Raw genomic sequence first — 24,097 nt, forward strand, 5'->3', positions numbered from 1 at the left:
TTTATTATAATTGTAATCATTCCAATGTTATGAATAAACGACTGCTGTACGTATGCTGCTTTATTGTATCCTGTATTATTGTGTTGTCGCAGTGTGTCAGTAAACAACGTTCAACCGGCCTGAGAGGAGAGCAGTTTGCAGGTGCGGCAACTTGTGCGGGTTGCCATAAAAATATTTACGATTCATACCTTGCTACAGCACATTATAATACTTCTCATCCCGCATCCCAATCTACGGTTAAAGGCAACTTTAATGATACATTCATTTACAGCAATGCGATGAAAGTAGTGATGGAAGCAAGGGATAGCGGACTATTTCAGGCAGGTTATGTGAATGATACGTTACAGGAGCTTCACCGTTTTGATATTGCTATTGGTTCCGGCAGGAAAGCGCAGACCTTTCTTTACTGGGAGGCGGGCAAATATTTTCAGCTGCCGGTATCATACTTTGTCTCCGCGCATGCCTGGGCCAACAGTCCTGGCTTTCCTGCTGCTCATCCTAAGTTCGACAGGATGATACCCAGTACCTGCTTTGGTTGTCATAGCTCTATGGTGGGAGTTAAAAGTACGGAGATGACAGGACTGCATATCACGGAGCAGTTTGAAAAGAATCAGCTGGTATATGGCATTGATTGTGAACGTTGTCATGGCCCGGGGGCAGAACATGTGGCTTTTCATACGGCACATCCGCAGGAGCAGCAGGCTAAATATATGACAAAGACCGGCTCCCTGAAAAACCAGCAAAAACTGGATATGTGTGCTGTTTGTCATTCCGGACTAAAAACACCTCAGAGATCCGTATTTGATTTCAGGCCGGGAGATAAATTATCAGACTATATCTATGCCGATATTACCCGGCCCGCCAAACCATCCGAAATGGATGTACATGGTACTCAATACCAGCTATTTACCGCCAGTAAGTGTTATATAAAAAGTGAAAACATGAACTGCTCTTCCTGTCATAATCCCCATTCGGGTGACAAACAGGAAGTTTTCTCACAGCGTTGTATGAGCTGTCATACTACTGCCAGTCATAATTTTTGCAAATTGACCACCCTGCCCGAGGCCGTACTTGCAAAAAATTGTATTGATTGTCATATGCCAGCCTTACCTTCCGGTAGTATCACATTACTCACAAACGGACATCTCAGCCCTACCCCGGATTCCATTCGTACACATCTGATAACTGTATACGGGGATGAAACGAAGAAGGTCATTGCCCGTCTTACAAAGAAATTATGAAACCACACATTGCCGAAGAAAGAGCCAAAATGCCTGAAGGCACTAACAAGGTGTTAGATAGAAGGACCCTTGCCACTGATAACAGAAACCTGGTAAAGTATCTGAAAGAGGGCGTATCCGTAATGGATATAGGATGCGGTTCGGGAGCCATCACCAAAGGGATCGCTGAAAAAGTAGCACCAGGAAAAGTAACCGGTATTGATTCCAGTGAAGCATTGATAGCCCAGGCAATAGCATCGTATCCCTACATTCCTAACCTGGAGTTCAAGGTCGCGGACGTACATACTTTTGATACCCCCGGGCGGTACGACCTGATTACTTCCGCAAGAGTACTGCAATGGTTACCAGACCCCAGGGAAGTACTCCAGAAACTTAAAAAGTTTCTTAAAGAGGAGGGCGTAATTGCCATCCTTGATTATAACCATGAAAAAATTAAATGGGAGCCTGCATTACCTGTTGAAATGAAGCGATTCTACGATGCTTTTTTACAATGGAGGAAAGAAGCTGGCTTTGATAATGCTATTGCTGATAACCTGCCGCATTTGTTTGCAGAACTGGGTTTCAAACATATCAATGTAGAAGCGCAGCATGAGCTTACGAAAAAGAGCGATGCAGATTTTGCCAGCAAAGCAGGCATATGGTCTGAAGTAGCAAAAACAAGAGGACAGCAACTGGTGAAAGATAATTATATTACAGAAGAGGAAAGACTGGCAGCTATAACAGCGTATGACGCCTGGATTGCCAATGAGGGAGAAAGCATGCAAATGTATTTGCTGGCGATAGAAGGAAGTGGTGTATCTGGCATTAACATTGCGGATTAATTTATGAAAAACAGTAGTTATGAAAACGTTACTGATACCTGTTGATTTTACCGCCACTTCTGATAATGCAGTAACCTTCGCCGCGGAATGGTGCAGGAAGTATGAATATGAACGCGTTATCCTGCTTCGCACTTTCTACGACAATGTCTTTGATCATATTGTATTATCAGCGGAATATGCTCCGGTAAGCCAGGAGTACCGGCAACAGGAAAGAACGGAAACCCTGGAGAAGATGGGAGTTTTATCAGAACAGTTAAGAACTGCATTAGGAGATGGTATTACGGTGACGACAGCCGTAAGTGAAATGCCTTTATTAAGAGCTATTTTAAGCGTGATACGGGAAGAAAAACCTGAGATGTTACTGGTAGGCAGTGATAACTACAGTTATTCCAGTGGCAGTTTTATTGCAGGAAATGTCATCGCTATTGTAAAGGCCAGTCCTATAAGAGTGTTGATAGTACCTGCCGGCTATACGTACCAGCCGGTGCGGACGGCATTAGTACCATGCGACTATAACTCAATGGCCGTTATGGATAAATTTAATAACCTGCCTGCTTCTCCGTTGTGGACAGCTACAAAATTGCTTGTGCTGAATGTAGATGCTAAAGAGAAATATTTACATCCTGATGAAGCATTTAAAAATGCAGAAAATAACCTGCACGAATATCTGAAGAATTTCAACCACGAGATCATTTATAGCAATGAGAAGAATGTGGTGGATGGGATCCTGAATGCTACACAAACCAAGGACGTTCAATTGATCGTGGCATTACGGGGCAAGCGTAGTTTCCTGTATTACTTAACACATAAAAGTATCTCCGAAGCCATTTACCGTAATGCAAAAGAGCCTGTATTAATCCTCAAATAATAATTTATTATATTTGAGGATGATGAAGTGGTTATTCAATTTATTGTTGTTGGTATTGGTTTTTTCATGTGAAGAAGTCAGGAAGCCTGCTATTACGATACCAGCCCACCCCATTATCGAGCAGAAGCCATTTGTTTATATAGAAAGAGCTCATCTGAATGTAAAAAAATACCGGATTACATTTAAAACGGCCTTCGACTTCCCTGATAAATTAACACAGGATACCAGTTTCTATCTCCAGGGTAACTATGTAATGCTGTATGATAAAGTGAAAAATAGTATGGATACGGCAAGGCTTGATAATACTGATTACCTCCATCGTCATTTAGCATTACGTGATCTCACCGACAGTCTTCAGGAAGTAGTGTTTAATATTCACTGGATAGGAGATAACGATATACCTGCTGATGAATTTGTCGTATACGATGGGAGTTCTTTGACTACACTGGTATTCGCCGCTCCGGATTCCTGTGAAGTAGCAGACAGTATATATTAATGAAGAATAATTTCTTCCTCAGAAAAGTTCTTATACACCTTTCCTTGTCCGAATCCATTTATATTGATGGCGTGCCTGTTTTTCCTGTTATGGAAATATATTTTCTTGCCCATGTAAATAGCTCTCTCCAACAGAAATACTTCCCTTAAAGAACCTGAAGTAACCCTATAGAAATTCCGGTTATCATTTGACACAAGATGATCGTCGGTGTGCTGGGTAAGGTTCATAAATCCTTTCCCATTTGTTTTCAGTAGTTTGATACCAGCAGCTTCCAGCTGATATTTACCTGTATACATTTTTCTTGGCCTTAGTTCGTCTTCATTATTGATAAAGAATCTTTCAAAGGCATCATTATCCTGTAAATAAATAATCTCCGAAGTTTCATTACCGACTGCAGAGATAAATAATTCCTTTGTTTTTTTAGTAGAGAATCCATCTGCTATTCTCAGTTGATCATCATGTTTAATAGCATTTAAAAACCGGGTATCTTTAATGGTAATCCTCTTTTTACCACTCTTTTCCATCCTGCTTTTAAGGTCTTTATCATCATAACCATAATCCATTACCTGTTCATCATATCCTCTGAAATGATAAAAATCATCCTGTGCCAAACAGACTCTCCCCTGTACATCCCACCATCTTTTCTCGCGGCCGATAAAAGGGGGTGCAAGGAAGATATTCCGGTCTTTACTGAACTGTTTATTGATGTATGTGGCGAAGCCCACCCCAGTGTAATTATCTGCATCCAGACTGCACAATATATCCCCTGTGGCCAGTCTCAGGGCCATATTCTTGGAGTGGCTCATATGGAAATAAAGAGGGTCGGTAGTCCTGTAATAAGTTAATATTCCGTTATCGATATACGGTTGTAATTCACTTTTAGCCCAGGTGTACAGATCATCTCCGGAGTTATAATCGAGCAGGATAAATTCAACATCCGGATAGTCTGCATTATCCTTTATGTTCTTCAGGAGTGTATTTTTTATGTGCATTGCACGATTCATGCACACCGTGCAGAACGATATTTTGTGGTGTACCATTTTGAGGGTTGGTGTTATGGTGTAAAGGATAACACCCCCGGTTGTAAATTGTTCATTCTTAAGGGGCCGGTCGTGGTATTCAAAAATCAATCAAGGCCCCCCGATGATGGGGGACCTTGAAATATATTTAAGATACAGCGTCCTTGCCTATTACGGTCCAGTCTTCGTTGCCATGTCCTGCCTTTATCCAGCGGTCCATTTCAACGGCAATGGCAGGTATTACGGCTAGTTTTGTGCCGCCGTGGGCCGCAGCGTCCATGAACAGCTGGGTATCTTTTCTGGCCATGTTTAATTCCCAGGAAGGGTTGTTGTAAGTACCGGCAGACATCCTTTTTAATCTGGCAGGCAGCATGGCTCCCGGGTTCCATGAATCAAACAATGCACTGATATCGCTAATGGGAATGTGTAACGCTTTAGCAAGAGAGAGGGTATCTGCTATACCGGCGGTGAAGGTTACCAGGAAGAGGTTACCGATCAGTTTCATACCGGCCGCTTTACCTTCTTCTGCGCCGAAGTTAATGAGCTTGCCAGTCAGTTTGGATAATTCCGGTTCCAGCTGACTGATAACAGTCTGATCGCCGGATACCAGCATGTAACCCGTGCTTTCCAGTGCGTTTTGAGGCCCCATGAATACGGGGGCATGCAGGTAGGTAAATCCGCGTTCTTTCCACTCTTTGGTCCTTTGTATGGCACCTTCTGCGGATGTGGTGGTATGATCTATAATAATGGCACCTTGTTTAAATCCTGTGCTTGCTGTTGCGAGTACTTCGTTTACAGAAGCATCATCTTTTAATGTAACGTGAATGATGTCTGCTCCTTTTACGGCATCTGCAACGTTCTCAAATGCTTTTGCACCTTCGGATTCCAGTGCAGTGGCTTTTGCCGGTGTCCTGTTCCATACCTGAACGCTGGCACCTTTTTTTATCATCGCCTTTACGAAATTTGCTCCTAAGAGCCCCATACCTAAGAATGCTACCATTGTATTATTGTTTGTACAAAGGTAAGAGGTATTATAAAAAGAAAGCTCCTGGTTATTAAGTGTCTGACTTTTTGAGGGCACTTAATAACCAGGAGCTTTCTTTTATATTTTAATAACCAGAAGTGTTGGAACTCCACCGGGGTGTGCTACCCTGATAGATAACGAAGTTACCATCGTCCTGGATGACTGCATAACTGCCATCATAGCCATGTGTATTGGATGACCAATGAGCCGCATTACCGGTATCATATAATACCAGGTTACCATCGCCCTGCATTATGGCACGGTTAATAGCGGAGTTGCAGCATGTCACAGAACTCCAGAGGGGCACATTGTAGTAATACAGTACCAGGTTGCCATCACCTTGCATAACCACGATGAAACGTCCGTCGGTAGAACGTATTAACTGGCCTTGTGTTAACTGGTCGCCAGGATTAAGTACATTGCTACCACCTAACGTTACAGGGTACAGTGATTTCAATGCGATCTGATCATAAGCGGAGAAGCCTGACCAGGTGTTACCGCAGGTGCTGCCATTCATTACAGAAGCGCCATCAGAAGAAGGGGTACTTGGAATTGGAATAGCAGCGGATTCACCTTGTGGCTGCCAGTTAGTATGACGTAAGCCGAGGCAATGTCCCAGCTCATGTGCTACCAGCAATGTTAACTGTGAGGTGCTGGTGATGCTGTATGTGAGTAAGGTATTTTCAGAAATATATACTGTATTAAAAGCTTTGCCGGTAGCATAAGGAAAACCGGATTGTCCGCAAACAGATGTTCCTATGCCACTGTTCTGCACAACGGTAATATCAGCAGCAGAGGCGGTGTATGTTCTTGTCATCTGAATACCTGATCCTACGGCATTATAGGCTGCAATTACATTATCAAGGATGGTACTCAGGTTAATGGAACTGAATGAGCCTGCATTCAGATAAATACTGATATTCCTGTATGCAGGAGCTATCAGGTAAGGAGAACGGGCCTGTTCTGTTGTTGGTCCCTCCTGATAATCTTTCACACCTTTGAAGAAGATGATATCACCCTGAACGATGTAGCGGTCTTTCAGCTCAACAATTTCTTTCTGTGTGTAACCTTCTTTCAGGATCCTTTTTAAAACGGGATCTCCGGGAGTTTGCTCTGTGCCGGTTACTTTATCGGCATCTTTGTTTTTGGAACAGCCAATGGCTAACGTGATTAATAACACGACGTAAAAAATGTACTTCTGTTTGAACATAATAATTAGGGTTTAAGTTGATAGTTATGAGAACGAGATGGGGATTCTGGTTATTTAATAGTGCTACACGGGTTACTTTCGGGTCCAAATTTAATATAGGCTACTGCGGTGCTACCGCATATAATATTGTTAAACTAAAAAGGATAAATAAATCTGTATAGGAAAAGCTATGTATGGCTTTTGAAAATACCGTACATAGCTTTCCTGGATGTTTAAAATCCTCCGTTTGCTTTTTGAAGATTGATGGTGGCATTCAGATAATCGTATACCGCCATTATATAATTCTGTTCTACTGTACTGATAGATTTTTCTGTATCCAGTAAGTTGTTGTATTGAAAACTACCCAGTGCGAATTGTTTTAACTGATTCTGATAAATGGTCTGAGACAGTTCGTAGTTCTTTCCTGCCTCCTGCAGATTATTCAATGCATTATTCCTTTCGGTAGAAGCCTTCGTGATCTCATAATTTATATCAGCAGTTTTTTGTTTCAGATGTAATGCTGTTTGTTGAATGAGCATCCTGTTTTCCAGTATATCATGATGATTTTTAAAACTGGCAGTTAATGGAATGGATATACGTAATCCTAAATAACTAAAGGATGACCACCATTCGCTTTTAGTATAATTGAAATTGTTATTCACAAATTGCCCCGAATAGTTGGCAAAGAATGATACGACCGGTAAAATATTTTGTTTAGTCATTTTCAGTTGTAACTGATCTCCCTGCTGCGATAAAAGCAATTGTTTTATCTCTGTGCGGTTAGTAGCATCAGCCGTTGCTGGTTGGAGATCGGGCAATGCATTTTTACTTAATGTATCGGCTATTACGATTTGACTTTCTGCAGGAATATTAACCTGGTATTTTAATTCTTCTATTGCCAGCTTGTAATTTTGAACAGATTGCTGGTATTGTACTTTTGCATTCTCATAATCCAGCTTTGCGTGTAAATAATCATTCTCTATTAAACTACTTACTTTGTATTTTCCATCAGCCAAAGTATAATATTGCTTATAACGTTGTTCATCATTTGCTGCAATCTTTTGCTGTGCGTCTTTGAGTAATACATTTAGATAAGCCCTTGCGATCATCATTTTAATATTGATTTCCGCTTCCCTGTTTTTTTCCCGTTGCAGCTCTGCTTCGTTCCTGGCTATTTTAATAGCCGTTGACAACTGGGGTTTATAAAGCGGTTGATTTAAATCGAGTCCGAGGACAGTTAAATTCTTTGCACCCAGCGCCAGTAATTCAGGTTTATCTGAATTGCCAAATCCCTGAGGTATGTAAGTGGCCTGTATACGTGCATTATAACGGACTTCCCCACCTGCTTTGATCTCCGGTATCCAGGCTGTTTTGCTCCGGTTAATATTGGTTTGTGCGATGTTGATGTCGTACTGATTGGCCTGTATATCATAGCGGTTTTTCAATCCCAGTTCTAACGCCTGTTGTAGCGTTAAAGTTGTTTGTGCATAGGATGCTGTAGAGAATAATGTACCTATGATAGCGATAATTCTTTTCATTATTGATTGGTTTGAAATATTAATGGGCGATGTCCATCTCTTTCGAATGCGGTTGCTTTTTATAGCGGATAGCTAAAACGATAGGCACACATAACAAAACGGTAAAGGCTGCAATAAGGAAGCTATGATCATAACTGATGAGTAGCTGTTGTTTGGAGAGCGCCGAATCAATCAGCTGGTGAGCAGCGCTGGTAGCTTCATCAGGCCCCATGCCGCTATTCTGAAGCGTTTGTGTGTAGGACGCAATTGTTTCAGTGCTTTGAGGATTGTATTGACTGATGTTGCCTATCAGACTACTTCTTACCACTGCATTTTCCTGATTGATATAAATACCCATTAACGCTACACCTAAAGCACCACCCAGTTGCCGAAGCATATTGGACAAGCCAATGGCCTGGGCAAGGTCTTTACCTGTGAGTCCGGCTGTTGCGAGGCCCAGTACCGGCATGAGCATAAACAATGCGCCGAATCCTCTTAAAATAAAAGGCCAGAAGAAGTTACTGCTGTTTGAATCCGGAGAAGAGAAGGAGATGAGAATCAATGGAACTGCCGTCATTATCATTCCTAACATGATGATGATTTTGGGATTCAATCCTATTTTCTCCTGCAGAGTTTTCACTACGATCATGGCGGGAATGGATATCAGGGCCCCAGGTATCATAAAGGCGCCGGTTTGAGTGGCCGTCCAGCCTAAGGAGAGCTGTGCGAATAAGGGGAAGGCAAAGAGTGTCCCGTTAAGAATGATGCCGATCAACAGGTTTAGTCCATTACCCATTAGCAGGTTGAAGTTCCTGTACAGGCGGAGATTGACTGCCGGATAATCGATTTTCAATTCTCTTATTACAAAGGCGACCATGAAGGTGATTGCTGTAATAAAACACCAGATGATCTCACTGCTATCGAACCAGTCTTTTGACGAACCTTCCTCTAAAACATATTGCAGGGAACCAATACCTACTACCAGGCAGAAGATGCCCGGCCAGTCGATCCGGGGTTTTTCTACCCCGCTAAGATCAGGAACATGGCTCCATGAGAGGTAAGCAGCCATTGTACCGATAGGAATATTGATAAAGAAGATCCAGTTCCAGGAGAAATTATCTGTGATGTAACCACCCAATACCGGTCCGAAAGAAGGACCTATGATAACTCCCATGCCGTAGATAATCAGGCCGGTTGATCTTTTATGGGGCGGAAATGAATCCATGATAATACTTTGTGAGGTGGATAATATTCCACCACCACCCAGGCCCTGGATAAAGCGCCAGAACACCAGTATCCATAGATTGGTAGAGAAGCCGCACATTAAAGAAGCCATGGTGAATAAGGCGACGGAACTGGTAAAGTAAGCCTTACGGCCAAAGAAATTAGAGAACATCCCGGATAAGGGGATGACGATCACATTGGCAATACTATAGGCTGTAATCACCCAGGCAATTTCGGTAGTAGTAGCCCCGATGCTACCGCTGATTTCACGAAGGGAAACGTTCACTACTGTTGTATCGATCAGTTCCAGCAGGGCGCAGGAGATGGCAGTGACTACAAGGATAGCACGTTTTGCCCCGGTAGGGTATGTAATAGCTTCCATGTTATTGGACTTTAATCTTTAGGAAAGCGCTCAGGCCGGGATATAAGGCCGTTGGCTGTTCTCCGTCAATGCTGATGCGTATAGGAAACCGTTGGGTGATCTTGATGAAATTGCCGGTGGCATTATCCGGAGGTAATAAGGAAAATCTTGCACCGGTAGCACCGAGGTATGACTCCACTTTACCGGTTAGTTTTAACTCCGGGAAAGCATCTAATCTGATCTGAACGGATTGATTGGGTTTGATCTTATCCAGTTGTGTTTCTTTCAGGTTAGCGGAGATCCATAAATGATGATTGTCTATGACAGCGCATAATGTCTGACCGGCAGAGATGTACTGTCCTTGTGATACGGAACGTTTTGTAACGATACCGTCAAAGGGGGCGGTAATATAGGCGTGACTAAAGTCTTCTTCCGCCAATGCCAGTTCTGCCATCTTTTGTTTTACTACGGCCTGGGCAACTGAAATCTGTCCTTTTACTGCTTTGGCGCTGGTTTCCTGTCCCAGTGAGTTAGAATAGGAAGAAGCCTGTTTGTTCACCGCCTGCGTGTAATTGGCTTGTGCAACCTGCAGGGCAGCAGTAGCAGTTTCAAACTGTTCCTGTGTAGCGGCTTTAATTTTAAGTAAGTTATTGGTTCGTTCCAGTTCCTGTTTGGCTTTATCAAGGTTAGCTTTGGTCGCTAAAATATCCTGTTGGCCTGACTGAGCATTCTGTAATGAAGACTGAGCATTCTGGAAGCTGGCGATAGCGCGGATATCAGAAACGCTTACATCTGCTTTTGCATTTTCCAGTGCAGCCTGTGCCTGTTCCAGCTTGGCTTTTAGAGCTATGGTGTTGAATACGATAAGGGTATCTCCTTTTTTCACCTGCTGGTTATCCCTGAAGCGTATTTCATTCAGGTAGGCGGTGACGCTGGAACGTACCGGAATGATGTTTCCGTCTACCTGGGCATTGTCTGTAGTTTCATATGCTTTGCTGCTTATCCAGTAATAGCTTCCTGTACCAGCTATGATAATAACGATGAGGAGAATGATGATCAACATCTTAGGTTTCGTCTTCTTAGGTGCTTGTTGTTCCATTTTATTAAACCATTTTATTTTTATACCGACTATTTGGTATCTTATAGAGATATATAATACCGACCATTTGGTATGTAAAGGTAGCTGGTTTATTCAATTCTCCAAAAATATATGAGGGGGTATGTTTTGTATTTGGGAACCAGTTGTTTGTAGGAGTGGGGTTAAGGCAGGATAGGGATTAACTAAAGAAGCTCACAATTTCCTGTGAGCTTCTTTTTAGAACATCAGTAATACAGCCCTTCGTAGATCCAGGGTCCATCAGGATATAACCCGAATCCTCTTGGTGTATCACCCTGAGTCCAGTGTGCGGCTCTGAATACCTTATTATCGTATGTCACATAATCTCCAAGCACATATGATTGAGAAGAAACCCAGTTAGCAAGAATAATAGAACTGTTTACAGAAAGATTTTTAACTGAGGAATTCTCTGTTCTGGAATAGGTACTTGTATTAAGCAGGCAAAATACAATACATAATAATGGCATTACATTGAGGGTCCTTTTCATAACGGGGGGGTTAAATTGAGTGATATAATGGGGACAAATGTATAAGCAGTAACTGCAATGATAATGCAGTGTTTAAAAATGAAGATAAGCGGTTGAAAATCAATTGTGAGATAAAATAAGTATGTATGATACTCAGATTATCAACTTTATGTAAGTTCTGCCCATATCTCCCTGAAATCCTCATCCCTCAGGACCGGCCCCATATCGTATTCATAATATTCAGTGGAAAACACCTTTTTGCACTCCTTTAATATCTCCATGCATTTATCTTTATCACCTGTTTTCAATGCAATTTTAGCCAGTAAGGTGTAAGGTTGATTATAGTAGTTCCTTCCAAGTTCTTTTGCAATCAGGGATTTTTCCGTTGCCTCTTCCAGTATTTGAGGGGCATCAAAGCCATAGGCCAGCCTTGCGTATTCTATCAGAAATTCTCCCCAGTAAAGGTTTAAGGTAAAATCCTTTTCGTGTTTGTATACTTTTGAGAAGAGGGCCCTGCCTTCTTCAAATAACGCTATTACCTTTTCCTGGTTTTGCTGTTTGTGGTAAATGACTGCCATTGCTTTTAGTACATTGGTAGCATATACGGGGAAAGTCCAGGTAGCCGGTTCAATTGTTTGTCCTTTTGTGAAGTATTTAAGGGCAATGGTGTAATAAAGTAATTTCTCTCTCTTTATTCTTTTGGCAGCCTTCTCAAATGCAGATCCCAATTGATTCAGGAGCCGCTGATTATCCGTCTGGTAATCGGTAATGGACGCTAATAATTCAATTGATATATCGTTTAATTCTTCCGCATATTCAGGAGAGATCTCGTATTGCTGATATTCCAGGACTCTTACAAGCGCTTCTGACCAGGTCAGAAAAATGATAGGTTCTTTTTCTGTAAAGCGGGTGAGTGCTAAATTGAATTTATTGAGAAACCGGGAATGCCAGTAGTGGTTTTTGCTGAATGGAAAATTCAGGATGCGGAAACATCCGTGGATAAAAGAGGAGACGACAGACTCCGAGTATGTTGTAAAAGCGAGTTCAAATAATTCAAGGACCTTCAGGAATTCATCGTCTGTGAACTCCTGAGTGATCAGCATCTTGTCGAGCAAGGCGTTGGCCAGTGGTGCATTAACCAGGATATTCTCACTTTTTTTCAGTGCGTCTGAATATTCATCAATCGCTTTTTGAATGTTCAGCAGTTTGTCTGTTTCCTCCCCTTTCAGTTCGGAAAGAAATTCATAACATTGGGCCCGTTCTCCGTAATGCGTATTCTCAGGATCAATTTTTTCCGCCAGTGTAAGAATGTCAAAAAGCTCTTGAACAATCCCCTCCTGATGTTCTTCTTTTATCTTGCCGCAAATCAGATCATAATACCATAGAGAATAGATATTTGCATAGGCTTCTAGTAGTTCCGTTTTGTATAATTCCAGCTCTTCTGCATTCAGACTATTCACCAATGCTGCTATTCCTGCGATATCTTCTTTGTCTGTCAGCTTTTCAAGGGTTTCCTGAAACTCGTTCTGTTCCATAATGTTGGCTTCGTCTTCTTTTGGGATTTAAAGTTACTACTTTCATCTTTGGTATTTTAATATTTGAATTGCATAACTTTAGAGTATGAGGAAAACAGAGACAGCGGGAGATTATCTGGAGCGTCATGGGAAGGAGTATTCCGATGCGGGGCAGTTTAATGTGTATAAAGTGGATGAGCATTATAAAGGCGTTTCTTCTCCACCCGGCAGACGTGACTTTTATAAGATTTCCCTGGTCCTCGGTACGGAAGGAGTGATTTCTTATGCAGATAAAGTGATCCATGTAAAGGATAATGCCCTCGTTTTTGGTAATCCCATGATCCCTTATGCCTGGGAGGGGTTGTCTGAAAGGCAGGCGGGTTACTTTTGTCTGTTTACAGAGGAGTTTGTTAATAAGCAATTGAAAGGGGACAGTCTTTCTGAGTCTCCTTTATTCCGGATTAATGGCAATGCGGTGTTATTCCCGGATCAGCAATCGATGGATTTCCTGGCAGGTATCTTTGAGCAGATGCTGAAGGAGATGGCCTCTTCCTATAAAAACAAGTATGAGCTACTGCGCAGTTATGTGCAGATCCTTATGCATGAGGCATTGAAGATAGAACCACCGGAGCATATTGCTCATACATTATCATCGTCTGATCGTATTGCCGGTCTGTTTCTTGAGTTGCTGGAAAGGCAGTTCCCTGTTACGTCCCCCCGGCATGTTATCCAGCTTAAGAATGCCGGTGAATTTGCGCGTCAGTTATCTATACATACGAATCATCTGAACAGGTCTTTAAAAGAAGTGACCGGTAAAACAACCTCGGAACATATTACAGAGAGGATGATAAAAGAGGCAAAGGCTTTACTGCTTCACAGTAACTGGGATATTGCAGAAATAGGCTATTGCCTGGGTTTTGAGCATCCTTCCAACTTCAATATCTTTTTTAAGAAACAAACGGGTCAAACGCCTAATCATTTCCGGAGGCAAATTGTTGTCAGATCATAATTATTGATTTGATTCGCATAATTCTGGCGCTTATTCTCCTTGCTATCTTTGTACCACAAAACAGATAATGCAATGGAAAATATTAAAGACAAGGTTGTTGTTATTACCGGCGCCAGCAGTGGCATGGGTGCAGCTACTGCCCGTAAGCTGGCTCTTTTGGGCGTTAAAGTGGTATTGGCCGCGCGCAGGGAAGATCAGTTAAGGGCGATGGTAGCGGAGTTGGGCGAGAACTCTATGTATGTAAAAACAGATGTTACCAAGCGTGTGGACCTGGATAACCTGATTCATCAGGCAATAGAGCGCTTTGGCCATGTGGACGTGTTATGGAATAATGCAGGTATTATGCCGCTTTCCTTTTTTGAAGAGGGGCTTGTAGAAGAGTGGGACCGGATGATTGATGTTAATATTAAAGGAGTGCTGTATGGTATTAATGCTGTGCTGCCTCATATGCTGGGAAGAGGACAGGGGCATATTCTTACTACGTCTTCTGTGGCTGGTTTAAAGACGTTACAGAGCGGTGGTGTGTACAGTGGAACAAAGTTCGCTGTGCGGGCTATTATGGAAACATTACGGGAAGAAGTAGCTCAGACGATAAAAGTAACCACTATCTACCCTGGAGCTACGCATTCTGAATTAGGACATGATATTAGCAGTCCGAAGGTGAGGGCGTTGTACGGTAACCTGGAGAACATGGTTAAGATGGATGAGGAAGCGATCGCCAATGCGGTGATATATGCGATCAGTCAGCCCGGGAATATTAATGTGAATGAGGTGGTCTTGAGACCGCTTGGACAGACGAGATAAATATGACAGGGTATTCTCAAAAAATACAAACTTGTTGGTATTTTTTGAGAATACCCTTAATCCTACCTTGAGAATAGTTTTCTATAGACGTTATGTGATATACCCCTTTCTTGTTTTATTAACCTCAAAAAAGTGTTTTATGTCTCGTGAATCAATTCTTGCTACTGCAGCCGCAGAAAACGGTACAAAAGAATCTCCTAAGGAATCAAACAGAACAAAATATGGTAAATGGTATGGTCTTGACGGTGTAAAATGGTGCGCCATTTTTGTAAGTTTTGTGTATGATCATGCCGGTAATCCATTGGAACAAATAGATAGCGTACATGGTTATCAGGCTTGTCAATCCGGTTACAACTTCTGGAAAAGAAAGGGCAGGCTAACAAAGGATCCTCAGCCGGCAGACATTGTTTTATATGACTGGGACGGCGATGGAGTTTGCGACCATACAGGCATTTTTGTAAGATGGATTGATGCAGGGAAAACGAAATTTGAGGCATGGGAAGGTAATACGACCCAGGGCAATGATAGTGATGGCGGAGAAGTGATGTTACGGACACGAAACAGATCTACGGTACGCGCTTTTGTCTCTCCGCTTGCCCTTGAGAACGCGTCTCCTCTCAATAATAATGATGTCCTGGAACGGGGAGATTCCGGTACTGATGTAGTGGTTTTGCAAAAGATGTTGTTCGACCTGCATTTCAAGATTACCGTAGATGGTGATTTCGGTCCTGAAACAGAAAATGTGGTAAGGCAATTTCAAGAGAAACATCATTTAGCAGTTACAGGAAAAGTAACTACTGAATTATTCGGTGCTATTCAGGAAGAAGTGAATCAGCCGCGTATTGCAGACCCGAAATTTACGACTGGTTCATACCTGCGTAATGGGGACGCCGGCAGTGCTGTATTGGCTATTCAGAAAGCGCTTAATAAAAAAGGAGCCAATCCTAAACTGGAAGAAAATGGTGTATTCCAGAGTGCTACTCTTTCAGCGGTGAAGGAATTCCAACAACAAAAAGGGCTTGAGGTAGATGGTATAGTTGGCCCGCTGACATTCACGGCATTGGGCATTAACAATACCGTAGCAATGGTCGCATAAAAGAATCTGTTCATAACAAAAGGGAATAAGCATCATATTGATGTTTGTTCCCTTTTTGTTATCAGCCATAACTATTTATATAACGCTGCATTGAACTTGTAAATACCTGCATCGCATTTCCTTCAAGATCCTGATTTTTAAAAGCACCATACATAGTGTCAAAGCGGAGTCCTGACGTTCTTTTGTAAAAGTCGTAGAACTCGGATTTTGAAAGTAATATCTGATTGGGATAGCTGTACATAACTGCTGTGTGGCGTTTGCTGGGGGAGATGTAAATACTGTCTCCGCATAAAATGGTCCCGTCAGTGCCATCGTCATGTACTATCTCAGTTAGTTCAATTTATTTGTTTAGGGTTAACAATAATTCATCCAGTTTTTTCAGGGTTGCTAACATTCCTTGTTCCATGCCCATTTGGATGACCTGTTCCAAATCTGAAAGAGATTTATACTTAACGATGGTTTCTACTAAGGCGTTTTCGCCTTTATCTGTAAAGGTTACAAGCCATTCTGCACGGGGCAGGTCTTTATTTATTTCGCCTTCTGCATTACTAAAAGCATCCGAAGAAGTGTAGTAGTCAATTGGTTTAATTTTAAGATACTCAGTATACCCCCAATATTCTGTACCGTTGGGTTCTACCATTGCATAATGCCAGTGACCTCCTTCACGAAAATCCATTGACTTAGTCTTGGTGGTTAGCGGCGCCGGCGCAAACCATCTGTCAAGCAATTCACTTTTGGTATAACAATCCCAAACTAATTGCCGGCCGGCTAGAAACTCGCGTCTGATTGTCAGCGTATTTTTTTCCTTATCTGTAATGAAGTCGAATTGCAAATTGTGTGTCATTAATTTTTCTTTTTAATAGTTAATAAAAGTTGATCGAGTTGCAGAAAACGGCTTTCCCAAATCTTCCTGAATTGTTCCAGCCATTTGTCTATTTCTTTCATTTTGTCAATTTCAAGTTGATAATATATTTCCCGGCCATGCTGTTCCTGTTTCAACAGTTCGCATTCCGTTAAAACTCTCAGATGTTTTGAAATTGCTTGTCGTGTCGTATCAAAATGCTCGGCAATAGCATTAGGTGTCATTGCCTGCATTGCAATTAAAGCGATGATGGCCCTCCGTGTGGGGTCGGCAATAGCTTGAAAAATATCTCTTCTCATGGAAGTGTTATTTCAATTTGTTGATTCTACCTAACCGTACCGTTTGAATTATTATTTCCTTATCATCGGCAGGTACTTTTCCTTGTTGTCAATAATTACCCAAAGAATAATTGCGATCAATACAAATACGATGGGTAAACCTGATGGAGCCATGCTGATGTTGGCAAGTAGAATACCCGTCAAAACAGGTAAAATAACAATTGCGCCAAGTGCTCTGGTCCTGTTGAAGATTAATAACAAACCGCCAAGAATTTCTATGGCTCCAACCAGCGGAAGAAGCCAGCCTATTTCTATAAATGCTTTTACGGCTTTCATCATTTTCTCAGGCATTTCCTTAGGCATCGGCATGTAGTGGAAGAATTTATCCAGTCCCGAATTAATAAACAGCAGGCCGGTCAGCAGGCATAAAATAAAAAGGATTTTACTTTTCATAATTAGTTATTTATATAAGAAACCATTCGGTTGCAAATATAAGTGCAACTAATTGGTTTCGCAAAATAATTTTAAGAAATTTCTCAGGAGTTCAAAATTTGGAGATGTTCATCTGGGAGGAAATGGATTACCTGAAAGAACTTGCGGGGCCGCAAAGCCATTTACTAAAGTTACCGCTTATTATAACAGTATTTTCAATATTTGAAATTGCAATAAAAATGCAGACAAATTGCAATTTCCTGCAAAAGAGTAAAGACAATTGTAGTTCACAAGCGAATGGTCTGTTTGCTTCTAAAGCACCCATTTCATCTTTTTGACAAATTGTATTAATATTAGAGACAATACAGAAAAAACAACCACAACTGTCCAGTCCTGCCAACTATAGATTGTCACATCAAGCACTTTTCTTAGAGGTATAATCCAGTAAGATAACATTGTTATTAATATGCAAATAGCTATAGCAATCCACACGTATTTATTACGGAATACTTCTGTTTTAAAGAAAGATATTCCTTTTTCAAATGACATATTAAAAACATGAAGGATCTGGGAAAAAATGAGGGTATAGAAAAGTATATTATTGCAAAGTTCAGGACTCCACCTCTCTGCGTTATGCAACCATTCATGGCTGGTTAATACCGCACCAATGGTTGTGATTGACATAATTGTAGAATAAACAAAAATGGCGGTCCACCTTTTTTTATCAATGATCGCAATATTAGGTGAATAGGGTTTCCGCTGCATGATGTGCGGTGCCGCTTTGGTGAGGCCGAGGGCCAGGGCGGGGAGCACATCTGTAACCAGGTTGATAAATAATATCTGCAATGGAAAAAGCTGGAAATGCAAATTGAAAACAGAAGCCGTCGCAATAATTAATAACTCACTGAGATTGCAGGACATCAAAAAGACGACAAATTTTCGGATATTATCAAAAATCGCTCTTCCTTGCCTGATTGCCAGCACAATGGATGAAAATGCATCATCTTTCAATACGATATCTGCCACTTCCTGCGCTACCTGGGTTCCTCTGAGCCCCATTGCTATCCCTATATCCGCTTTTTTTAGCGCGGGTGCATCGTTTACACCGTCGCCGGTCATGCCTACTACCATTTTCTTTTCCTGGTAAAAAGTAACAAGATCCAGCTTTTGTTGTGGGTTTACGCGCGCAAAAACAGTGGCCTTTAGCCATTTGGCTTTATCATCATCTGTTAAATCTTTAAAGTGCTTCATCGAACTGCCATGCACTACTTTATCGTCCTGGTTAGCCAGTCCTAAACGTTGTGCAATATTTTGGGCAGTGGCTGGATGATCACCGGTAATCATAACTACTTTTATCCCGGCCGACTTACACTCCTGAATGGCGGCCGGGACTTCAGGCCTTGGCGGGTCAATGAACCCTATCAACCCGGCCAATGTTAAGTGGTGCAAAAAGTCCTTTTCCTTTTCTTTGGAGTTCCTAAACGCAAACGCCAGCATTCTTAATCCTGATTGTGCCCGGTTTTCTGCCGCTATAAGCCATTGCTTCTTTTTTTCTTCCGTAAACCGGACAATGTTATTTCCTTCCAGCACCGATGTGCAGTGTGAGAGTAATTCCTCCACCGCGCCTTTGGCGGCTATATAGTAACCCTGGCTACTGCTATGATGCAGGGTTGCCATTACCTTTGCTTCAGATGAAAAGGGGATTTCATCCGCTTTAGAAAATTGATGACGATATTCCTGGGCCGACTTTCCGGAAGCATAAACCATTTTTAATAATCCTGTCTCCAGCGGATCGCCGGATTCTTTTTCAATACCATTCTCAAATTCGTAAGAAGCAGTATTGCACAATGCAGCTATGCGTAGCAGGTGCTCAAAGGCGGGCTGCCCGGAGATGCTTTCATTCTCCATCCACCGGATGGATATACCGGGGATATCCACATCAATTCCTGAAGCCGCACCATTTACCTGGACAAATGAGACTTGAATTTTGTTTTGGGTAAGCGTACCTGTTTTGTCCGTACAAATCACATTTGTTCCGCCCAGTGTTTCAACCGCTGATAGTTTCTTCACGATCACATTGTGCCGGGCCATACGTAGCATTCCAAAGGCAAGGGCCAAAGTGGCTACGATAGGCAAACCTTCCGGTATTGCTGCAACGGCAAGGGCAATGGAAGTTTCAAGCATGGTTACCAGTTCGTGACCGTTTAACAACCCGGCAATAAAAACGATGATTACGAGTGCTACTGTTATCCAAATCAGTTTTTTACTAAATGACTGTATTTTCTTTTCCAACGGTGTTGCAGCCTGTTGTGCCTGTTGGACCATTGTAGCGATTGCACCGAGCTCTGTAGACATGCCGGTATTGACGACTGCTGCATACCCATTCCCCAAGGCCACAAATGTTCCTTTATAGAGCATGTTTATACGTTCGGCTAATTGTACATTGGAGGGCAAAGGGAGGCTGTTTTTTTCAACGGGGAGGGATTCGCCGGTTAGCGCTGATTCATTGGTTTGCAATTGTGATGACTGTATTACCCTTGCATCGGCCGTTACCATATCACCCGCTTCCACAAACAGGATATCTCCGGGCACCAATTCTTCCGAAGGTACTTCCTCCCGCTTACCGTTACGCATTACCCTGGCAGGAATGGTGGTTAGCTTTTTGAGCGCCTCCATTGACCGTTCGGCCTGAAACTCCATAAAAAAACCAATGACCGCGTTTATAAATATAACCGCTGTAATGGCAATGCCATCCAGCCATTCCTTGAAGAAAAAGGAAAGTCCTGCAGCGATGGCCAATAGTAATACAAATGGACTTACAAACTGATTTATCAATACCTGGAACAAGCTTGTTTTCTTACCTGCTTCAATCCTGTTATAGCCTGACACTTCAAGTCTTTCTTTGGCTTCGCTGGAAGACAGGCCGCTTTCTGCATTAGTATGAAGATCCTCAATAATGGTTAAATGGTCTTTTACCCATGGTTCTTTTATATCATTAATAGACATATTGGCTATAATATTAAATTCGTGTTCATTACATTTTCATTCCTCCCATGCCCGCGCCTTTTTTTAGCACCAAAGCGCTGTTGAGTAAATAAGCACCGCTGGTTACAATCAATTCTCCCACTTTTATTCCGTGGAGTACTTCAACTTCATTTTTATTCTGAATACCGGGTTCAATTACCCTGTTCTCATATACGCCTTCGCCTGTTTTTACCCAGGCGGTTACCATGTTGCCAATCAGAATAGCTGATTTGGGTATTACCATTGTTTTCCTATCATTTCGCCTGATGTTGACATAGGCCATCATTCCTGGCTTTAGCTGATGCCTGCGGCTGATTATTTGGAAACGCACGAGGCTGATTTTCTGGTCCGGTTCTATTGTAGGGTTATCAAAAACCGCGGTAGTATTAAAGACTTCACCGGGGTAGGTATCAAATTCAACGGTGACAGATGGCTTTTCATGTAGCCATTTTAATTCGCTGGTGTACATCTGAGCCTCGATCCAGATTGCTGATAAATCGGCCAGCCGGAAAAGGGGGCTTCCTGTTTCCACATATTGCCCTTCTCCAACAGAAAGGTCAACGAGGGTACCGGAAACGGGGCTATAATAGGTAACAAGCGGGGAAGCTACGCGAGTCGTTTCCAGGAGGGCAATTTGCTCACCGGTAAGTCCGAGTAACAACAATTTCTTCTTCGCTCCATCTACTAACTGATCCACAATCTGTTTCATGGTAACGAACTCCGCCTGCTGTTGCAGGGCATTCAAATATTCGTTCTCGTATGACAATAATTCCTCGCTGTAAATTGCATATAGCGGTTGGCCCGCTAACACCTGCTGTTGGGGGTTGTTCACAAATAATTTGTCGAGCCTTCCCCTGAGGCGGGATGTGATTACGGTTATTTTTCTTTCATCAAAATTGGTAGTTCCCAATAATGTAGAGTATTCAGCCATTGTTTTCACCCTTACCGTGTCTATATGAATGTTCGCATATTCTTCATCGCGTTTGGTAATGGTTACCATATCCATACCAGTATGGTCCTGCATGGTGGTATTACGATTGCCATGTTTCTGCGGTTTGTTATTTGGATTTCCCCCGGAACATGCAATCTGGCCGGATATTATGACGTAAAAACCAAAAGCAATTATGAGGACCTTGTTTTTCATGTCTATTCCGGTTTAATATTTAATGATGGCTTCACCGTCGGTGAGATAAGCTGCATCCATCGCAATTCTGTCATTTTGTGTTACCCCATTTAGTATTTCCACTTTGTTCATACTCCGGTAGCCGGTTTTAACAACTTTTGGCTGAAAAATATGGCTGCCTTCCCTGGTTATCCCAACCTCAACCCATACAATTGCCACCTCGCCCAGGTAGTAAACACTGCCGGCCGGCACGGTCATTGATTTTACCGGAACAGATATAGTAGCATCGATCAATGAATTTTGCTTCAAATTCCCGGACTTATTAGAAATATATACCCTGGCCTGCGTGAATTTCTGTCCATCCTGGTACAACTGTTCAATCAGTTGAATGGTTGTCTGAATTGGTTTGCCGGGCAGCAACTCACTTGATATTGTTACAGATTGGCCTTTATAAAGATATTTCTCACTTTCCTTGTTAAAGGCAATGATACCCCAGGCCTCTTTAAAATCGTTTATACGGAAAAGCGTCTGGTCTTTGCTTACGTATATGCCTTCCCGGATACTATTGTCGGTTAGCAGAGATCCCTGGATAGCGGTTGGCGAATTGCCTGCATTGCTCATTCCACTACCCATGCTACCGGAAGAATTGCCTGTATTGCCCATAATCGGGGCAGGAGAGGAATTAACCAATACATAACCGTCAACGGGGCTGTATATTGGTATGGAAAAAGGGCTATTGCCGATTTTTCCAATCTGTTGCACCTGGGCGCGGGTAAGGCCCAATAAAAGTAATTTTTCCTCAGCCTTGCGTTGCAGCACTGTATCATTCGTTTTCTGGCGTACATAGAGGTACTCTTCTATATAAGTGTTTAGTTCGGGGCTGTATAGCTCAAGCATTTTTTCACCTTTATGTACATGTTGATAATTGTATTTTACATATAGTTGTTCAATCCTACCGGCTACCCGAACCGACACTTTCCTGTCCCGACGCGTGTCGAACGCGATATATCCATTGCCGGTTATAGTAAAATCCGTTTCAGCGAAAACCGGCTGTGTTAACTTTTGCCGGGCAATGACGATACGGTTTGTTGGAAGGGTATTCCAGTGGGTTTCGCTGGTTGAAGTATCGGTCGGCATTTCATTACCCGATGTATTATCCATACCCGGCATTGAATGATGATTTATACTATCATTTATGCCGGCGGCCGGCGTGGGTTGATGTATATCATGTTTTTTTTCCTCCTGGTGGCATCCGGATAGAGCCAACATCAATGCCACGAATATGGCATTGGCGAAGCTCCTGTTATACCCTTTATATGATTGCACCCTGTTCATAATTACTTTATCTCTCTTTGATACTCAAATTCGCTTTGTATAGTAAAAACCTGACCAAGTTTATCAATACGCTCCAATTCCTTCATCAACAGCATATTCCATGCATCGAGCAATACAAAAAAGTTTCCTGTGTTTTGCCGGTAAGACAGCAGGTTGCTTTCAAGGTTTTTCCGGTAAGACGGCAATATGTTCTGATCGTAGTTATCCAGTTGTTCTTTCTCATACATCAGCATAGTTATTTTTTCATGGGTCATCTGCGTAACCATGAGTTGCATGACAGCCTTTTCCTTTTGCATTGCTTCTATTTCAAACCCCATGGATTTAACGTCGGATTTATACATTTTGGAAGACCATGGTACGATAGGAATGGTGACCATACCCATGATTGAGAACTGATTGTCCATACCAAACATATGCCCGTGTGCAATCTGCACCCCAAAATCCGGGCGGGAACCAGAGGCCGCCAGGCGCTGGTTCAATTTCATTGATTGAATACGGCTCTGCATGGATAGAATATCGTCTCTCAAAAATTGGGAGCTATCGAGTGCTGATAAATAATCGCTACTGTAATCCTTTGGTGATAACAAAGTATCGATAAGGAAAGGAGTATTTACATCCCGCACCATCAGGGTGTTAAGCCCGATATTGCTTTCAGCAATTTGCGACAGCGACATTGTTTTCATATTTGCGAGTTCGCCAAGTGATGCTTCCGCTTTGAAGATGGTGCCCAAATCAGCCTGGTTATAAGTGTACTTGTCTTTGGCTGTCTTAACCAGCATATTGAGCAATTCGCGGTATTCCTTTATCAGCTTCAGCTTCCGCTCCGCTATGTAGCGGCGATAATAGTACAGCCGGGCCGTAAAATGAAGAATATTTATTTGCCACTTAAGATCATTTTGCTGCACATTTTCCATAGATGCCAGATAGTCCCGTTTCGCATTCAACCTCCGTGTATTGGGGATCATCTGCTGCACCGAAAGCATAATACCAGCCTGGTTATCCGGGGATTGCTCCTTTATCATAGATAACCGGTAGGGAAAACGGTCTAAAGCCAGGGATACCGTAGGCGGCATCCAGGCCCTGGCTCCTTCTGCCAACAAATGGATGGAATTTATTTTTGATTCATAAGACTTCAACTGCGGATAGCTTTTGTCGATTTCAGTGAACAGGTTCGGAATAGTCATCCATATAGAGTCCTGCGCGTGAGACGCGGTAAAAACCGATTGAGTAATAATGTATAATATGACTAATTTTGTATTCATGTCGTTATTGACAG

At 42.3% G+C, this 24,097-nt stretch carries 22 protein-coding genes; 7 read left to right on the plus strand and 15 right to left on the minus strand.

Going from position 1 to position 24,097, the window contains the following annotated elements:
* The first annotated feature begins 29 nt into the window (after positions 1-29).
* From GO495_RS19650 to GO495_RS19665, 4 genes are read left to right on the plus strand one after another with little or no spacing between them, the layout of a single operon-like run.
* Positions 30-1,241, plus strand: a complete 1,212-nt coding sequence (locus GO495_RS19650) for a multiheme c-type cytochrome (RefSeq protein ID WP_157301414.1) — start codon at positions 30-32, stop codon at positions 1,239-1,241.
* On the plus strand, positions 1,238-2,062 hold the full coding sequence (locus GO495_RS19655; protein ID WP_157301415.1) for a class I SAM-dependent methyltransferase: 825 nt from the start codon (positions 1,238-1,240) through the stop codon (positions 2,060-2,062). The genes GO495_RS19650 and GO495_RS19655 overlap by 4 nt, the downstream gene beginning before the upstream one ends.
* 19 nt (positions 2,063-2,081) lie before the next feature.
* Positions 2,082-2,930 (plus strand): universal stress protein, encoded by an 849-nt coding sequence (locus tag GO495_RS19660; protein ID WP_157301416.1) that lies wholly within the window; start codon positions 2,082-2,084, stop codon positions 2,928-2,930.
* A gap of 19 nt (positions 2,931-2,949) precedes the next feature.
* A complete protein-coding gene (locus GO495_RS19665; protein WP_157301417.1) occupies positions 2,950-3,426 on the plus strand; it encodes a hypothetical protein in 477 nt (158 codons plus the stop codon).
* Here the strand turns inward: GO495_RS19665 and GO495_RS19670 are convergent.
* The 8 genes from GO495_RS19670 to GO495_RS19705 all read right to left on the minus strand — a co-directional run bounded on the left by GO495_RS19670 (position 3,423) and on the right by GO495_RS19705 (position 12,879).
* Positions 3,423-4,466 (minus strand): glycosyltransferase family 2 protein, encoded by a 1,044-nt coding sequence (locus tag GO495_RS19670; protein ID WP_276611825.1) that lies wholly within the window; start codon positions 4,464-4,466, stop codon positions 3,423-3,425. The genes GO495_RS19665 and GO495_RS19670 overlap by 4 nt on opposite strands.
* A gap of 127 nt (positions 4,467-4,593) precedes the next feature.
* Positions 4,594-5,445 (minus strand): NAD(P)-dependent oxidoreductase, encoded by an 852-nt coding sequence (locus GO495_RS19675; RefSeq protein WP_157301419.1) that lies wholly within the window; start codon positions 5,443-5,445, stop codon positions 4,594-4,596.
* A gap of 109 nt (positions 5,446-5,554) precedes the next feature.
* On the minus strand, positions 5,555-6,679 hold the full coding sequence (locus GO495_RS19680; protein WP_157301420.1) for a M57 family metalloprotease: 1,125 nt from the start codon (positions 6,677-6,679) through the stop codon (positions 5,555-5,557).
* 212 nt (positions 6,680-6,891) lie between these two features.
* Positions 6,892-8,196 carry a TolC family protein gene (locus tag GO495_RS19685; RefSeq protein ID WP_157301421.1) on the minus strand — a complete coding sequence of 435 codons (1,305 nt, stop codon included), beginning with the start codon at positions 8,194-8,196 and terminating at the stop codon, positions 6,892-6,894.
* 19 nt (positions 8,197-8,215) lie between these two features.
* Positions 8,216-9,781 (minus strand): DHA2 family efflux MFS transporter permease subunit, encoded by a 1,566-nt coding sequence (locus tag GO495_RS19690; RefSeq protein ID WP_157301422.1) that lies wholly within the window; start codon positions 9,779-9,781, stop codon positions 8,216-8,218.
* Position 9,782: 1 nt separating this feature from the next.
* Positions 9,783-10,859 carry an HlyD family secretion protein gene (locus tag GO495_RS19695; RefSeq protein WP_157301423.1) on the minus strand — a complete coding sequence of 359 codons (1,077 nt, stop codon included), beginning with the start codon at positions 10,857-10,859 and terminating at the stop codon, positions 9,783-9,785.
* A gap of 224 nt (positions 10,860-11,083) precedes the next feature.
* Positions 11,084-11,365, minus strand: a complete 282-nt coding sequence (locus GO495_RS19700) for a carbohydrate-binding protein (RefSeq protein ID WP_157301424.1) — start codon at positions 11,363-11,365, stop codon at positions 11,084-11,086.
* Positions 11,366-11,511: 146 nt separating this feature from the next.
* Positions 11,512-12,879 carry a hypothetical protein gene (locus GO495_RS19705; RefSeq protein WP_157301425.1) on the minus strand — a complete coding sequence of 456 codons (1,368 nt, stop codon included), beginning with the start codon at positions 12,877-12,879 and terminating at the stop codon, positions 11,512-11,514.
* An 85-nt stretch (positions 12,880-12,964) separates the two neighbouring features.
* Here GO495_RS19705 and GO495_RS19710 point away from each other — a divergent pair, with 85 nt between their 5' ends.
* The 3 genes from GO495_RS19710 to GO495_RS19720 all read left to right on the plus strand — a co-directional run bounded on the left by GO495_RS19710 (position 12,965) and on the right by GO495_RS19720 (position 15,767).
* Positions 12,965-13,867: a helix-turn-helix domain-containing protein gene (locus tag GO495_RS19710; protein ID WP_157301426.1), complete on the plus strand. Its 903-nt coding sequence runs from the start codon at positions 12,965-12,967 to the stop codon at positions 13,865-13,867.
* Between the two features lie 72 nt (positions 13,868-13,939).
* The gene (locus tag GO495_RS19715) at positions 13,940-14,671 is read left to right on the plus strand and encodes an SDR family oxidoreductase (protein ID WP_157301427.1); all 732 of its coding nucleotides are present in this window, start codon (positions 13,940-13,942) and stop codon (positions 14,669-14,671) included.
* Between the two features lie 139 nt (positions 14,672-14,810).
* Entirely contained in the window at positions 14,811-15,767 is a 957-nt protein-coding gene (locus tag GO495_RS19720) for a C40 family peptidase (protein WP_157301428.1), read from the plus strand.
* A 340-nt stretch (positions 15,768-16,107) separates the two neighbouring features.
* Here the strand turns inward: GO495_RS19720 and GO495_RS19725 are convergent, their stop codons facing one another.
* The 7 genes from GO495_RS19725 to GO495_RS19755 form a co-directional block, all read right to left on the minus strand.
* The gene (locus tag GO495_RS19725) at positions 16,108-16,611 is read right to left on the minus strand and encodes an SRPBCC family protein (RefSeq protein WP_157301429.1); all 504 of its coding nucleotides are present in this window, start codon (positions 16,609-16,611) and stop codon (positions 16,108-16,110) included.
* The gene (locus GO495_RS19730; protein ID WP_157301430.1) at positions 16,611-16,928 is read right to left on the minus strand and encodes an ArsR/SmtB family transcription factor; all 318 of its coding nucleotides are present in this window, start codon (positions 16,926-16,928) and stop codon (positions 16,611-16,613) included. The genes GO495_RS19725 and GO495_RS19730 overlap by 1 nt, the downstream gene beginning before the upstream one ends.
* 51 nt (positions 16,929-16,979) lie before the next feature.
* The gene (locus GO495_RS19735) at positions 16,980-17,360 is read right to left on the minus strand and encodes a DoxX family membrane protein (RefSeq protein ID WP_157301431.1); all 381 of its coding nucleotides are present in this window, start codon (positions 17,358-17,360) and stop codon (positions 16,980-16,982) included.
* A 291-nt stretch (positions 17,361-17,651) separates the two neighbouring features.
* Positions 17,652-20,345 (minus strand): cation-translocating P-type ATPase, encoded by a 2,694-nt coding sequence (locus GO495_RS19740; protein WP_157301432.1) that lies wholly within the window; start codon positions 20,343-20,345, stop codon positions 17,652-17,654.
* Between the two features lie 28 nt (positions 20,346-20,373).
* Complete coding sequence (locus GO495_RS19745) at positions 20,374-21,507, minus strand: permuted SH3 domain-containing protein (RefSeq protein ID WP_157301433.1); 1,134 nt, start codon at positions 21,505-21,507, stop codon at positions 20,374-20,376.
* A gap of 12 nt (positions 21,508-21,519) precedes the next feature.
* The gene (locus tag GO495_RS19750; RefSeq protein WP_157301434.1) at positions 21,520-22,821 is read right to left on the minus strand and encodes an efflux RND transporter periplasmic adaptor subunit; all 1,302 of its coding nucleotides are present in this window, start codon (positions 22,819-22,821) and stop codon (positions 21,520-21,522) included.
* A 2-nt stretch (positions 22,822-22,823) separates the two neighbouring features.
* Positions 22,824-24,083 carry a TolC family protein gene (locus GO495_RS19755; RefSeq protein WP_157301435.1) on the minus strand — a complete coding sequence of 420 codons (1,260 nt, stop codon included), beginning with the start codon at positions 24,081-24,083 and terminating at the stop codon, positions 22,824-22,826.
* Positions 24,084-24,097 lie beyond the last annotated feature (14 nt).

Origin of the sequence: Chitinophaga oryziterrae (genome assembly GCF_009758125.1) — a bacterium.
Taxonomy (GTDB): Bacteria; Bacteroidota; Bacteroidia; order Chitinophagales; family Chitinophagaceae; genus Chitinophaga; species Chitinophaga oryziterrae.

What these genes read in the sequence shown, in the direction of transcription:
- GO495_RS19650 (WP_157301414.1), top strand. Translation starts at nt 30, where the DNA reads ATGAATAAACGACTGCTGTACGTATGCTGCTTTATTGTATCCTGTATT.
- GO495_RS19655 (WP_157301415.1), top strand. Translation starts at nt 1,238, where the DNA reads ATGAAACCACACATTGCCGAAGAAAGAGCCAAAATGCCTGAAGGCACT.
- GO495_RS19660 (WP_157301416.1), top strand. Translation starts at nt 2,082, where the DNA reads ATGAAAACGTTACTGATACCTGTTGATTTTACCGCCACTTCTGATAAT.
- GO495_RS19665 (WP_157301417.1), top strand. Translation starts at nt 2,950, where the DNA reads ATGATGAAGTGGTTATTCAATTTATTGTTGTTGGTATTGGTTTTTTCA.
- GO495_RS19670 (WP_276611825.1), bottom strand. Translation starts at nt 4,466, where the DNA reads ATGGTACACCACAAAATATCGTTCTGCACGGTGTGCATGAATCGTGCA.
- GO495_RS19675 (WP_157301419.1), bottom strand. Translation starts at nt 5,445, where the DNA reads ATGGTAGCATTCTTAGGTATGGGGCTCTTAGGAGCAAATTTCGTAAAG.
- GO495_RS19680 (WP_157301420.1), bottom strand. Translation starts at nt 6,679, where the DNA reads ATGTTCAAACAGAAGTACATTTTTTACGTCGTGTTATTAATCACGTTA.
- GO495_RS19685 (WP_157301421.1), bottom strand. Translation starts at nt 8,196, where the DNA reads ATGAAAAGAATTATCGCTATCATAGGTACATTATTCTCTACAGCATCC.
- GO495_RS19690 (WP_157301422.1), bottom strand. Translation starts at nt 9,781, where the DNA reads ATGGAAGCTATTACATACCCTACCGGGGCAAAACGTGCTATCCTTGTA.
- GO495_RS19695 (WP_157301423.1), bottom strand. Translation starts at nt 10,859, where the DNA reads ATGGAACAACAAGCACCTAAGAAGACGAAACCTAAGATGTTGATCATC.
- GO495_RS19700 (WP_157301424.1), bottom strand. Translation starts at nt 11,365, where the DNA reads ATGAAAAGGACCCTCAATGTAATGCCATTATTATGTATTGTATTTTGC.
- GO495_RS19705 (WP_157301425.1), bottom strand. Translation starts at nt 12,879, where the DNA reads ATGGAACAGAACGAGTTTCAGGAAACCCTTGAAAAGCTGACAGACAAA.
- GO495_RS19710 (WP_157301426.1), top strand. Translation starts at nt 12,965, where the DNA reads ATGAGGAAAACAGAGACAGCGGGAGATTATCTGGAGCGTCATGGGAAG.
- GO495_RS19715 (WP_157301427.1), top strand. Translation starts at nt 13,940, where the DNA reads ATGGAAAATATTAAAGACAAGGTTGTTGTTATTACCGGCGCCAGCAGT.
- GO495_RS19720 (WP_157301428.1), top strand. Translation starts at nt 14,811, where the DNA reads ATGTCTCGTGAATCAATTCTTGCTACTGCAGCCGCAGAAAACGGTACA.
- GO495_RS19725 (WP_157301429.1), bottom strand. Translation starts at nt 16,611, where the DNA reads ATGACACACAATTTGCAATTCGACTTCATTACAGATAAGGAAAAAAAT.
- GO495_RS19730 (WP_157301430.1), bottom strand. Translation starts at nt 16,928, where the DNA reads ATGAGAAGAGATATTTTTCAAGCTATTGCCGACCCCACACGGAGGGCC.
- GO495_RS19735 (WP_157301431.1), bottom strand. Translation starts at nt 17,360, where the DNA reads ATGAAAAGTAAAATCCTTTTTATTTTATGCCTGCTGACCGGCCTGCTG.
- GO495_RS19740 (WP_157301432.1), bottom strand. Translation starts at nt 20,345, where the DNA reads ATGTCTATTAATGATATAAAAGAACCATGGGTAAAAGACCATTTAACC.
- GO495_RS19745 (WP_157301433.1), bottom strand. Translation starts at nt 21,507, where the DNA reads ATGAAAAACAAGGTCCTCATAATTGCTTTTGGTTTTTACGTCATAATA.
- GO495_RS19750 (WP_157301434.1), bottom strand. Translation starts at nt 22,821, where the DNA reads ATGAACAGGGTGCAATCATATAAAGGGTATAACAGGAGCTTCGCCAAT.
- GO495_RS19755 (WP_157301435.1), bottom strand. Translation starts at nt 24,083, where the DNA reads ATGAATACAAAATTAGTCATATTATACATTATTACTCAATCGGTTTTT.